Genomic DNA, 12,917 nt, shown 5'->3' with positions numbered 1-12,917 from the left:
CACTTGCGCTTCCGATCTCTCGTTAGCGGGAGGCGAATTCTACAGCGTTACACGCTGCTGTCAACACCTCTTTTTCTCCGCTTTCGACCGAGAAGATCGAAACGTTAATAGAGCCAAACAACACTGCTCTACCAACTCCTTCTGGGCTTCGATGATCTGAAGCAAATCGCTGTCGAATTCTGCGTAACTCTTTGTTTAACAAGGAGTTTTCCGTTTCGACTGCGCCGGAAGTGGGGCGAATTATAGACTTCCAGAATCTGCCGTCAACCCCTAATTACACTTTTGTTGCAGAAAGTGGTTTTTTCGCAATAAGCCTTGGGATTCGCCGCATCACAGCGGGTATCCGCAACACCAAGAGCAACGCACCTATAGAAGCATAGATAGCCCACTCCTTCAGATCAGCTCGCACGATCCACAGCATATGCAGCAAGCCAAGCCCAAGAATCGCATACACCAGGCGGTGAAGCTTCTTCCAACGACTTCCCATACGACGCTGACTGTAACGATTCGACGTCACCGCCAATACCAACAGCAACAGGAAAGCCAACGCGCCGACAATAATGTAGGGCCGCTTGCGCAACTCCACACCCAGTTGTGACCAGTCCAAGCCAAGCACAAACACGCAATATGCAGCCAGGTGCAGCACAACATAGGCAAAGCACCACAACCCCAGTTGCCGCCGCACCGCGATCCACCCCGCCCAACCACTGAGCTTCTGCAGCGGCGTCATTGCTAGGGTGATCAGCAAAAGAATAAGAGTACCGAGCCCCAGCCGATCGACCAGCACCTTGCCCGGATCCGGCCCCAGAGCAGAACTCCACGCCTCATAGAGCCAAAACAGTGGCCATACCGCCGCCGTTATAAAGACGCCAATGCGCCAGATCGGGTAACGCATCAGTAGTTTTTCCGCAGATCGAGATCGGTATAAAGAGAGGCCACCTCATCCGAGTAACCATTGAACATCTGCGTCTCACGCACATTGGGACTGAACAAGCCGCTCGGCAGGCGACGCTCCCGGGCCTGGGTCCAGCGTGGGTGATCGACCGTCGGGTTCACATTTGCATAGAACCCATACTCATTGGCAGCAATGCTTTGCCAGGTGGTTTTCGGCTGCTCGCTCACGAGGCTGATGCGCACAATGGACTTCACACTCTTGAAGCCATACTTCCACGGCACCACCAAGCGCAGCGGTGCGCCATTCTGGTTAGGCAATTCGCGCCCATACATACCTACCGCCAGGATCGCCAAAGGGTTCATCGCCTCATCCAGACGCAAGCCCTCTACATAAGGCCAGTCGATCAAACCAAAACTCGAACGCTGCCCTGGCATGCTCTTCGGGTCCTGAAGGGTTTCAAAACGGATGTATTTGGCTTTGGAGGTCGGCTCGACCTGCTTGAGCAACGCTGAGATCGGGAAACCTATCCAGGGGATCACCATGGACCACGCCTCAACACAGCGTAGACGGTAGATGCGCTCTTCCAACTGATAAGGCTTCATGAAGTCTTCCAGGGCATAACGGCCTGGCTTCGCAACCTCGCCATCAATGACCACACTCCAAGGCTCGGTCTTGAGTGAGCCCGCATTGGCTGCCGGGTCGCCCTTGTCGGTACCGAACTCATAGAAATTGTTGTAGTGCGTTGCGTCCTTGAAGGGCGTGATGGCCTCGTCCTTAACGGTGACGGCCTGCCATTTGGTGCCTGGCAGCTTCTCGGCAAACCAGCCCGGCGCCCTGCCCGACTCAACATCGGCATAACGCGAGGCCTCGTCAGCACCGGCCCAACGCGGCAAGCTGCTGGCTGCAATACCGGCAAGCGCACCACCGAGCAGGCTGCGGCGAGAGAGGTAGAAGGATTCAGGCGTGACATCCGATTCGTGGCAATCGGACGCTTTAGGCAATTTGATTAACATGGCAACTCCGCAGCATTGGAGAACTGATGCACCAATAGACTGCGGAGTATGGGGGAAATTACATTAAGGCAATGTTTTGTCGCGGCGCAGATGCAGCAAGTACTGAACCGGCCCCGACGCGGCGTAAACCAGGAACGCCAGCAACAGGATTCGCGGCGGATCACTGAACACCACGGCGAATACCAGCACCACCGCCAGAATCGCCACGAAAGGCACACGCCCTTTCAGGTCCAGCTCCTTGAAGCTGTTGTACTTAATGTTGCTGACCATCAGCATGCCGGCGGCAGCCACCATCAAGGCAACCAGGAACGACATCTTCGAGCCCTGGATGCCGTAATCACTGAACGCCCAGACGATACCCGCCACCACACCTGCAGCAGCAGGGCTGGCCAAACCGATGAAGTAACGCTTGTCGGCGGTCCCCACCTGGGTGTTGAAGCGCGCTAGACGCAAAGCAGCGCCCGCGACATAGATGAAGGCAACCATCCAGCCGACCTTGCCCATATCACCCAGCGCCCAGGCAAATGCCAGCAACGCGGGGGCGACGCCAAACGCAACCATGTCGGACAACGAGTCGTACTCGGCACCGAAGGCACTTTGCGTATTGGTCATGCGTGCAACTCGACCATCCAGGCCATCGAGCACCATGGCGACGAAGATGGCGATTGCAGCAAAGCCAAAATACTTGCTGGCGTTCGCCGCATCGCCTGCCGCCAGCGCACTTTGGGCGCTCATGGAGTTGATGATGGAGTAGAACCCGGCAAACAGGTTCGCCGTGGTGAACAGGTTGGGCAGCAGATAGATGCCACGATGCCGGACCTTGCGGCCTTCAGCGTCATGCCCTTCTTCGACATGCTCATCGATCGGTAGCAGGCTTTCGGCGTCAGGAGCCTGGTTTGGCTCTTCGGGACGTTCGCTCATGGACTTTACCTTGCAACGGTGTGAAAAAATTCGACAAATACTTGCGGCGAGTGTTCGCCCGCAAACGATGCAGCTTTATACCAGAACCCGCCTCCCAAACGAAAAAACGCGGCCTAAGCCGCGTTTTTTCTTGATACGTACGACTTAGTTCTTGGCTTTGTCGACGATCTTGTTGGCACCGATCCACGGCATCATGGAGCGCAGTTGCTCGCCGATGACTTCGATACCGTGAGCGGCGTTGTTACGACGCTTGGCGGTCATCGAAGGGTAGCCGGTAGCGCCTTCGCTGATGAACATTTTGGCGTATTCGCCGTCCTGAATACGTTTCAGGGCGTTGCGCATGGCCTGACGGGACTCGGCGTTGATCACTTCCGGGCCAGTCACGTACTCGCCGTATTCGGCGTTGTTGGAGATCGAGTAGTTCATGTTGGCGATACCGCCTTCGTACATGAGGTCAACGATCAGCTTCAGTTCGTGCAGGCATTCGAAGTAGGCCATTTCTGGCGCGTAGCCCGCTTCAACCAGGGTTTCGAAACCGGCTTTAACCAGTTCGACGGTACCGCCGCACAGTACGGCTTGTTCGCCGAACAGGTCGGTTTCAGTCTCGTCCTTGAAGGTGGTTTCGATGATGCCGGTACGACCGCCACCGACGCCAGCAGCGTAGGACAGTGCCACGTTCTTGGCGTTGCCCGATGCGTCCTGGTAGATCGCGATCAAGTCAGGGATACCGCCGCCTTTGACGAACTCGGAACGTACAGTGTGACCCGGCGCTTTTGGCGCGATCATGATCACGTCCAGGTCAGCGCGTGGCACTACCTGGTTGTAGTGAATCGCGAAGCCGTGGGAGAAGGCCAGGGTGGCGCCCTTCTTGATGTTCGGCTCGATTTCGTTCTTGTACAGCGCGGACTGGAACTCGTCCGGGGTCAAGATCATGACCAGGTCGGCAGCAGCAACGGCGGAAGCAACGTCAGTCACTTTCAAGCCGTGGGCTTCAGCCTTGGCAACAGTGGCCGAGCCTTTACGCAGGCCAACGGTCACGTCAACGCCGGAATCTTTCAGGTTGCACGCTTGAGCGTGGCCCTGGGAACCGTAGCCAATGATGGCGACTTTCTTGCCCTGGATGATCGACAGGTCACAATCTTTATCGTAATAAACTTTCATGAGGTTCCTCTATATATCCAGGCCGTAAGGCCATTCGCTAATTTGGGTTAGATGCTGAGTACTTTGTCGCCACGGGCAATCCCGGTGACACCACTGCGTACGGTTTCCAGAATCGAGGCCGTCCCGATCGACTGGATGAAGCTGTCCAGCTTGTCGCTTGTACCGGTCAGTTGAACGGTATAAACGCTGGCGCTCACATCGACGATCTGCCCGCGATAAATGTCGGTAGTGCGTTTGATCTCGGCACGTTGGGCGCCCGTGGCCTTGACCTTCACCAACATCAGCTCGCGCTCGATGTGGGCACTTTCCGACAGGTCGACCAGCTTGACCACTTCGATCAGCTTGTTGAGGTTCTTGGTGATCTGCTCGATCACCTCATCGTGGCCAACAGTCGTCAACGTCAGGCGCGACAGTGTCGGGTCTTCGGTCGGAGCCACGGTCAGGCTTTCGATGTTGTAGTTACGTTGCGAAAACAGGCCGACAACACGAGACAGAGCGCCGGGTTCGTTCTCCAGAAGCAGGGAGATAATGTGCCGCATGATTAAGTACGCTCCGTCTTGTTCAGCCACATGTCGCGCATAGAGCCGTCTTTGATCTGCATCGGGTAGACGTGCTCGCTGGTATCCACCTGAATATCGATGAACACCAGGCGGTCCTTCATGGCGAACGCCTCTTCCATCTTCGGCTTCAGATCTTTCAAATCGGTGATGCGAATGCCGACGTGGCCATAGGCTTCAACCAATTTTACGAAATCCGGCAGCGACTCCATGTAGGAATGGGAGTGACGGCTGTTGTAGCTCATGTCCTGCCATTGACGCACCATGCCCAGCACGCCGTTGTTCAGGCAGACAATCTTCACCGGAAGGCCGTACTGCAGGCATGTCGACAGTTCCTGGATGTTCATCTGGATGCTGCCCTCACCGGTGACGCACGCGACGTCGGTGTCCGGGAAGCTCAGCTTCACGCCCATGGCCGCAGGGAAACCAAAGCCCATCGTGCCCAGGCCACCGGAGTTGATCCAGCGGTTAGGCTTGTCGAACTTGTAGTACTGCGCGGCGAACATCTGGTGCTGGCCCACGTCGGAGGTCACAAAGGCGTCGCCCTTGGTCACTTCGCACAGGGTCTCGATCACGGTTTGTGGCTTGATGATGCTGCCGTCACCCTTGTCGTAAGGGAACAGGCCGCGATCACCGCGCCATTCGTCGATCTGCTTCCACCAGCTGGCCACGGAATCCTTGTTTGGCGTCTCGCCGATGTCCTTGAGTGCAGCGACCATTTCGGTCAATACGCTTTCAACAGGACCTACAATCGGCACGTCGGCCTTGATGGTCTTGGAGATGGACGCCGGGTCAATGTCGATATGGATGATCTTGGCATTCGGGCAGAATTTGCTCGCGCCGTTGATCACGCGGTCATCGAAACGCGCGCCCACTGCCAGGATCACATCGGCGTGGTGCATCGCCAGGTTGGCGGTGTAGCTGCCGTGCATGCCGAGCATACCGACGAACTGACGGTCCGAACCCGGGAAGGCACCGAGGCCCATCAAGGTATTGGTCACCGGCAGGTTGAGCAGCTTGGCGAGCTCGGTCAACGGTGCAGAACCACCGCCCAGAATCACGCCACCACCCGAGTACAGCACTGGACGCTTGGCCGCCAGGAGCATTTCTGCGGCCTTGCGGATTTGCCCCGAGTGCCCACGGACGGCTGGGCTGTAGGAACGCAGCTTGGCTTTCTTCGGGAAGACGTATTCGAATTTTTCCGCCGGGTTGGTCATGTCTTTCGGGATATCGACCACCACAGGACCCGGGCGACCGGACTGTGCGAGGTAGAAAGCCTTTTTCATGACTTCCGGGATTTCCGACGCATGCTTGATCATGAAGCTGTGTTTCACGATCGGCCGGGAGATACCGATCATGTCGGTTTCCTGGAATGCATCGGTACCAACCATGGTGCTAGCCACCTGGCCGGAAATGATCACCATCGGGATGGAGTCCATATACGCAGTCGCGATGCCGGTAATGGCATTGGTTGCGCCTGGGCCGGACGTTACCAGTACTACACCGGCTTTACCGGTGGCACGGGCATAACCGTCAGCCATATGGGTCGCGGCCTGTTCGTGGCGAACCAGGATGTGGGTAACAGCCGGTTCCTTGAACAGTGCGTCGTAGACATGCAGCAGAGCACCACCTGGGTACCCATAGATATAGTCGACGCCTTCGTCACGCAAAAAGCGGACGAGCATCTCACCGCCAGATAAAAGCTCCACGTTGTTCACCTCTAAAACGCCAGAATACCGTCCGTTGAAAACCGACGGGTCTTAATAGGTTTACTTCTCAACAGAGCATGAGCGACGGTGGTCGCCGACTACGTCAGCACTGACTGAGCAAGTATTGGGATCGTCCCAAGTGTTGCGGGCTTTTCCCACCCAGCGCGAGGTAACGCGTTGCGGGTGTTACAGGTCGGCGCGGATGTGCGCCTCATGATCTGCTGAGCGGGCCTGCTTCTGGCAGTCCCGATACAGCGGACTTTGGATTCTTCTGTTTCAGGCCCTTCAAGTCAAGCAATAATTGCGCTTTTTTCCAACTAAGCGCATGAGAACGTAGAAGAAAGGGCTCTGAGGAGGGATAAAACTCGCCTGAATGTCGTCAAGCGGTAGAAATGTGCGCAAGACTGCCGGAAAAACCGGCAGTCAGGCAATTAACGAGCGTCGACGATCAATTGGTCGAACTTTTTCAGCGCATTACGCAAGCCAAGGCTTTCCAACGGGCGGTCGGCGTAGACCATCTCGGCCATTTCCAGGATGCCCGACGCATTGGGCAGCGGCAGGTCCTGTTCGAGGATCTGCTTCATGCGCACCAGGAATATCCATTGCAGCCACTGGTGAAAATCCAGGGTATCCACCGAAAACGGCTCGACACTGCTGAGCGCCTCGACGCTGGGGGACACATCGTCCCACCAGCCCTGCACGCGCAACTCTCGCTCAATCAGCAATAACTGTTCGGCAATGGCGGGAAAACGTGCATCCATCAGAGGCTGACCTTGGCTTTCTGGCGTGCCTGGGCAGCACCGGCAGCATCACCTTGTGCGGCACGCGCGTCGCCAATCAGCGCCCACAAGCTGGCTTGCAGGTCGGGACGACCGCTGGCCAGGGTCAAGCCACGACGAGCGAACTGCTCGGCCTGGGGCGCATCACCCTGGGCCATGCGTACCTGGGCCAGGCGATACAACACTTGCGGCTCACGCGGAGCAACACGCTGGGCACGTTCGAGACTCGACGATGCACCGTTCAGATCACCACCCGCCTGCTGTTGCTGGGCAGTGGTCAACAGGGCCAGCACCGGCCCGTCCAATTGCTCGTCAGCCGACAGGCCGCCGCCGCTGGAGGACGAGGGAATGCCACTCGGCGTCGATGGCATGTTGTAGGTTCCCTGGGTGACCGGTGCCGTCTGAATCGGCGTGGTATCGATCGGGGCGGAGTTGCTCGGCCCAGGGGTCCACGGCTCGGCGCTGATTGGCGCCGATGTGGCCGCACCACCGCCAGGCACCATCACCACTACGCCCGAATCCTGCGGCATGGCTTGTGGCTTGGCTTGGGCGGGACGATTGGTCACGGTCTGGCGGAAACCGCCATTGGCCGAGATCCGGTCGTTATTGGACACGGCCGTGCTCGAGTCCACCACGGGAATGGAGCCGCGCTGCACACTGGCGCAACCATTGAGCAAAGCCAGAGCTGTAATAGCTGGAATCCACCACTTGTTCACTTGAAACCCTCTTTGCTTAATTCATCCAGCCCTTGACCCAATCCATCACCGATTCCGCGTCAGCAGGGGCACTGCCACCGCATGCGGCGCCGGGTGGCGGTTCGCTGCCGCGAATATACGGCATCTGCACCGCGCCCGGACAGTTGGCATCAGAGCCCTGCCCGGTGTGCGGATCAATCCACGCCTGCACGATGTTATCCGGCTGCGGCATGTTCAACGGCAGCGGGTCGGCCTTGCGCATGAAGCTGGTCCAGACCTGCAGCGCACCGGTGGCACCGGTGAACGGCGTCTTGCCGTTATCGTCGCGCCCCAGCCACACCACCGCCAGCACATCCTGGCCGAAACCTGCAAACCAGCTGTCACGCGAATCGTTACTGGTACCGGTCTTGCCCGCCAATGTCAGGTTCGCCGGCAGCACGCTGTAGACCGAACGCCCGGTACCTTCACGCATCACGCGTTGCATGGCGTTCTGGATCAGGTAGATGGAGCCGGCGTCAAAACGCTGCTGAATCTGGAACGGATAGCGCTTGAGCGGCTCGCCCTCGGCGGTCAACACACTGCGGATCCCGCGCATGGGGGTGTTGAAACCACCGTTGGCGAGGGTCTGGTACATGGTCGCGACTTCCATCGGCGTCATCGCGCCAGCGCCCAGCAGGATCGACGGGAAAGCTGGGAACTCACGATTGACACCCAGCCGCGCTATCGTCTTGAGGACGTTCGGCACGCCCACTTCAAGGCCCAGTCGCGACGTAGAGATATTGTAGGAATGCGCAATCCCCTGATACAGGAACACCGTACCGTGGGAGCGACGATCGAAATTCTGCGGCGTCCACACCTGGCCATCGGCACCTTTGACTGACAGAGGGTCATCCGACAACCAACTGGTGAGCGTGTACTTGCTAGGCTTTTCCAGTGCGGTCAGGTAAACCGCAGGCTTGACCAGCGAACCAATCGGCCGCACCGCATCCAGCGCACGGTTGAACCCGGCAAAACTGGCTTGGCGACTGCCAATCATGGCCTGCACTTCACCGGTCTCCGGGTTGGTCACGACCATGGCCGCTTCCACTTCATCAGAACCTTTGCGGCCCGTCAGGCGCTTGAAGGTGTCATTGACCGACGCTTCGGCTTTCATCTGCAGGATCGGGTCGAAACTGGTGAAGATCCGCAGGCCTTCTTCGGTCAAGTCTTCATCGCGGTAATCTTCACGCAATTGGCGTTTGACCAGATCGATGAAGCCTGGGAACGAGCTGTCCGCCAGCTTGCCGCGCGTGGTAACCCCCAACGGCATCTTCTTCGCCGCAGCCACTTGCTCGGCCGTGGCAACACCCTGCTGTTCAAGCACATCGAGCACCAGGTTGCGGCGCTCCAGCGCACGCTCTGGATTGCGGCGGGGGTTGTAGTAGGAAGGCCCCTTGACCATGCCCACCAGCAACGCAACCTGGTGCAGCTTCAGTTCGGACAGCGGCTGACCAAAGAAGAACTGGCTGGCCAAGCCGAAACCATGCACCGCGCGCTGGCCATCCTGGCCAACGAAGACCTCGTTGAGGTAAGCCTCAAGGATTTCCTGCTTGCTGTAGTGCAGCTCCAGCAGCATCGCCATCATCGCTTCGGTGAGCTTGCGGGTCAGGCTGCGCTCGTTGGTCAGGTAGAAGTTCTTGACCAATTGTTGCGTCAGCGTACTGCCGCCCTGGGTCATCTTGCCACCGGAGGTGTTCACCCAGACCGCGCGGGCAATCGACTTCGGCGAGACGCCCCAGTGATGGTAGAAATCACGGTCTTCAACGGCAACCAGGGTTTCCAGCAGGTACGGTGGCACCTGATCGAGTTTGATCAGGATGCGATCTTCAAGGTTTTTCGGGTAAATTCCGCCGATCATCAGTGGCTCAAGGCGCACCACAGGCAGCTTCGAACCATTGAGGGAGGACAGCTCGGCGACGTAATCGCCAGAAAAGCGCACGCGCACCGGCTGGGCTTTTTCCAGGCCTTCATAGAACTGGAAGCCGCGGGTATTCAGGTCGACAGTGTTACCGCTGACGGCGGCCGCACCCGGGCCGTTGCTCACGGGTTCGCGGCGATAGCCCAAGGCGTCGAGCTCGGTAAGGAAGTCATCCTTGCTGAGCTTCTGCCCGGTGAACAATTCAAGCGGGCGCGCGTACACCTTGGCCGGAATGGTCCAGCGCTTGCCGGAGAACTTCTCCTGCACCACGGCGTCGAGGTACACCGCAAAGCCGGCGAGCACCACGAGGCCTACCAGGCCTAGCTTGAGCGCCCAGCCCAGCCAGGGACGCAGGCCACGGGAAGGAGGTTTTTTACGGGAACGGGGAGATCGGGTTCGAGTCATGGCGCCGGATTATACGCACTTTATTGATGATCAACATGAGCCGGACAGCGGTTTGCACGACCGGCTGCAACCGCCATAATGCCCGCCATGTTTTCCCACCGACTCCGAAGGATCGCCCGTGAGCCAGTCTCTGATCGCCGCCCTGCAAAATCCGGCTTTATACCCCCACCCGGTTGAAGCGTTCCAAGTCATCGAAACCCATATTTCCTGGGTCGTGCTGACGGGCCCCTACGCTTATAAATTGAAGAAACCGATGAACTTCGGTTTTCTGGATTTCACCGACCTGGAAAAACGCGGCCACTTCTGCAATGAAGAGCTGCGCCTCAACCAACGCCTGACCGAAGACTTGTATCTTGAAGTGTTGCCAATCACTGGCACTGCCGAGGCCCCGCAGTTGGGTGGCGACGGCCCGGTCATCGAGTACGCACTGAAGATGCGTCAGTTCCCGCAGAGCCAACTGCTCAGCACGCTGCAAGCCAACGGCGAACTGACCAGCGCGCACATCGATGAAATGGCCAAGCAGATCGCGCAGTTCCACCTCGCTGCGCCGAAAGTGCCGCAGGAACACCCGGCCGGGACTCCAGACGAAGTGATGGCACCGGTTCGCCAGAACTTCGAGCAGATCCGTCCGTTCCTCAGCGACAAGGCCGACCTGGCACAACTGGAAGCACTGCAGGCCTGGGCCGAAAGCAGCTTCGAGCGCCTCAAGCCGTTGTTCTCGCAGCGCAAGCAGGAAGGCTTCACCCGTGAATGCCACGGTGATATTCACTTGGGTAATGCCACCTTGATCGATGGCCACGTGGTGATCTTCGACTGCATCGAATTCAACGAGCCTTTCCGCTTCACCGATGTGTACGCCGATACCGGCTTCCTGGCCATGGACCTTGAAGACCGTGGTCTCAAATCCCTGGCGCGCCGCTTTATCAGCCAGTACCTGGAATTGACGGGCGACTATCAAGGCCTGGAAGTACTGAACTTCTATAAAGCCTATCGCGCCCTGGTACGCGCCAAGATCGCACTGTTCAGCATGCCGAGCGAAGCCAGCCCGGTGCAACGCGCCACCACCCTGCGCCAGTACCGCAACTACGCCAACCTGGCGGAAAGCTACAGCACCATTCCGTCGCGCTTCCTGGCGATTACCCACGGGGTGTCGGCCGTGGGCAAAAGCCACGTGGCCATGCGCCTGGTAGAAGCCTTGGGCGCCGTGCGCCTGCGCTCGGACGTGGAGCGCAAGCGTCTGTTCGGTGAACAACATGTCGAGAACACGCCACAGGCCGGTATCTACGCTGCCGACGCCAGCGCAGCGACCTACGCGCGCCTGAATGAAATCGCCGACACGGTATTGCGCGCCGGTTACCCGGTTGTGCTGGATGCGACCTTCCTGAAACGCGAACAACGCGATGCAGCCGCCAAGGTTGCCGAAGCCACCGGCGCGCCGTTCCTGATCCTGGATTGCAACGCCCCACAAGCCGTTATTGCCAGCTGGCTGGCACAACGTCAGGCGGACAAAAACGATCCTTCCGACGCCACGCTGACTGTTATTGAACAACAGCAAGCCAATCGCGACGCGCTGACCGCCGAGGAACTGCTCCTCAGTAAGCGCGTCGAAACCAATGAAAGCGGAACCCTCGATGCATTGGTGGCGCATATTCGCCAGCGCTTGCCAGGACTGTAAGAAAAATTTCTTGGTCGTGTCGCCTACTTAGGGCGCACGACCGAGCAATAGTGGCACTATAATGGCGTCATAAATCCAACAGGAGTCGCCGTCATGAGTCAGCCCAAGCTTCTTGATACTCCGCTCTACTCGCTCCTGCATAAAGACGATATTCGAGGCTTTAATCAGGAACGCCCTAAAGACGGCGTCATCGACATGCGCGGTGGCGACTTCCGTGGGTTGGACCTGCGTGAGCTGAACGCCAGCGGCGTGGATTTTACCGACGCCTATTTTCGCTCCGCCGATTTGCGCGGCCTGGATTTGCGTGACTGCCCGCTGGAAGGTGCAAGCCTGGCCCATGCACAGATCTCCGGGACCTACTTCCCGCCAGAACTGACCGCCGATGAAATCCTCATGTCGGTCAATTTCGGCACTCGCCTGCGCTACCGCACTCGCTAAATCCCTCTGCAACAGCCCCGGTTTCGCGAAAGCGTGCCGGGGACATCCCGCCTGCCTGATCTCCCCATCCTTATATGTCTTTAGGCCGATTCCGACTAAAGAACTACGCTTTTCCTACTGAGCGCTACACTCCTGTTCAGGCTTGCCTGGTCACGATACCCACCGCACCATTCGGCCGTCGCAAGGAGGCTTGATGAACGATGAGCTGCAACACCTGAAAAACCTTGGCAAGACGTCAGCACAGTGGCTGCATGCGGTGGGCATTCACAGTGCGTCCGACTTGCGTCGCCTGGGTGCCGTCGATGCGTACAGAGCTGTGCGCACTCGCGGGTTTCGCGCCTCTAAAGTGCTGCTATATGCCATCGAAGGGGCGTTGATGGATGTGCACTGGAACGATATCCCGGCCGAGCGCAAGGAGGCGCTGAACCGACAATTGGACGCGATATCGACGCGTCAGAAAAATTAGATCGCCCACAAAACCCAGCATTCACAGGCATTACGAACACCCGTTTGAGAAAACGCGGAGATCATGCAAAAACAAATGTTGACTCTCAAATGAGAATCGTTATGATTATCACAACTGGTCGCGAGATCAGCCGATAACTGAAAGACCATTGGTTCGGACTCTCAGATTATCTCCTCATCAGGCTAATCACGGTTATTTGACCCGGCTCTTGCCGGGTCTTTTTTTGCCTATGGAAAAGCCGTCTAG

Annotated in this window: 12 protein-coding genes; 3 read left to right on the top strand and 9 right to left on the bottom strand. The window is 58.0% G+C overall.

What is annotated here, in order from left to right:
- Positions 1-274: 274 nt before the first annotated feature.
- The 9 genes from msrQ to mrcB all read right to left on the bottom strand — a co-directional run bounded on the left by msrQ (position 275) and on the right by mrcB (position 10,092).
- Positions 275-895: a protein-methionine-sulfoxide reductase heme-binding subunit MsrQ gene (gene msrQ, locus KHP07_RS27125; protein ID WP_078050191.1), complete on the bottom strand. Its 621-nt coding sequence runs from the start codon at positions 893-895 to the stop codon at positions 275-277.
- A complete protein-coding gene (gene msrP / locus KHP07_RS27120; RefSeq protein ID WP_078050192.1) occupies positions 895-1,908 on the bottom strand; it encodes a protein-methionine-sulfoxide reductase catalytic subunit MsrP in 1,014 nt (337 codons plus the stop codon). The genes msrQ and msrP overlap by 1 nt, the downstream gene beginning before the upstream one ends.
- Positions 1,909-1,971: 63 nt before the next feature.
- Positions 1,972-2,829 (bottom strand): CDP-diacylglycerol--serine O-phosphatidyltransferase, encoded by an 858-nt coding sequence (gene pssA, locus KHP07_RS27115; protein ID WP_078050193.1) that lies wholly within the window; start codon positions 2,827-2,829, stop codon positions 1,972-1,974.
- Between the two features lie 144 nt (positions 2,830-2,973).
- Positions 2,974-3,990 (bottom strand): ketol-acid reductoisomerase, encoded by a 1,017-nt coding sequence (gene ilvC / locus KHP07_RS27110; protein ID WP_003176099.1) that lies wholly within the window; start codon positions 3,988-3,990, stop codon positions 2,974-2,976.
- Positions 3,991-4,037: 47 nt separating this feature from the next.
- Positions 4,038-4,529, bottom strand: a complete 492-nt coding sequence (ilvN, locus tag KHP07_RS27105) for an acetolactate synthase small subunit (RefSeq protein WP_003176102.1) — start codon at positions 4,527-4,529, stop codon at positions 4,038-4,040.
- A 2-nt stretch (positions 4,530-4,531) separates the two neighbouring features.
- Positions 4,532-6,256 carry an acetolactate synthase 3 large subunit gene (locus tag KHP07_RS27100; protein ID WP_078050996.1) on the bottom strand — a complete coding sequence of 575 codons (1,725 nt, stop codon included), beginning with the start codon at positions 6,254-6,256 and terminating at the stop codon, positions 4,532-4,534.
- Positions 6,257-6,687: 431 nt separating this feature from the next.
- The gene (locus tag KHP07_RS27095; protein ID WP_078050194.1) at positions 6,688-7,017 is read right to left on the bottom strand and encodes a YqcC family protein; all 330 of its coding nucleotides are present in this window, start codon (positions 7,015-7,017) and stop codon (positions 6,688-6,690) included.
- Entirely contained in the window at positions 7,017-7,751 is a 735-nt protein-coding gene (locus KHP07_RS27090; RefSeq protein WP_099490967.1) for a tetratricopeptide repeat protein, read from the bottom strand. The genes KHP07_RS27095 and KHP07_RS27090 overlap by 1 nt, the downstream gene beginning before the upstream one ends.
- A 16-nt stretch (positions 7,752-7,767) precedes the next feature.
- Complete coding sequence (gene mrcB, locus KHP07_RS27085; RefSeq protein WP_078050196.1) at positions 7,768-10,092, bottom strand: penicillin-binding protein 1B; 2,325 nt, start codon at positions 10,090-10,092, stop codon at positions 7,768-7,770.
- A gap of 118 nt (positions 10,093-10,210) precedes the next feature.
- Here mrcB and KHP07_RS27080 point away from each other — a divergent pair, with 118 nt between their 5' ends.
- From KHP07_RS27080 to KHP07_RS27070, 3 genes are all read left to right on the top strand, one after another.
- Positions 10,211-11,767 carry a bifunctional aminoglycoside phosphotransferase/ATP-binding protein gene (locus KHP07_RS27080; RefSeq protein WP_214498357.1) on the top strand — a complete coding sequence of 519 codons (1,557 nt, stop codon included), beginning with the start codon at positions 10,211-10,213 and terminating at the stop codon, positions 11,765-11,767.
- A gap of 93 nt (positions 11,768-11,860) precedes the next feature.
- Positions 11,861-12,205 carry a pentapeptide repeat-containing protein gene (locus KHP07_RS27075; RefSeq protein WP_078050198.1) on the top strand — a complete coding sequence of 115 codons (345 nt, stop codon included), beginning with the start codon at positions 11,861-11,863 and terminating at the stop codon, positions 12,203-12,205.
- Positions 12,206-12,398: 193 nt separating this feature from the next.
- Entirely contained in the window at positions 12,399-12,671 is a 273-nt protein-coding gene (locus tag KHP07_RS27070; RefSeq protein WP_071490018.1) for a TfoX/Sxy family protein, read from the top strand.
- Positions 12,672-12,917: the final 246 nt, after the last annotated feature.

Source organism: Pseudomonas sp. VS40 (genome assembly GCF_018587885.1).
Classification (GTDB): domain Bacteria; phylum Pseudomonadota; class Gammaproteobacteria; order Pseudomonadales; family Pseudomonadaceae; genus Aquipseudomonas; species Aquipseudomonas pergaminensis.
This window is presented reverse-complemented; position numbering and strand designations above follow the sequence as displayed.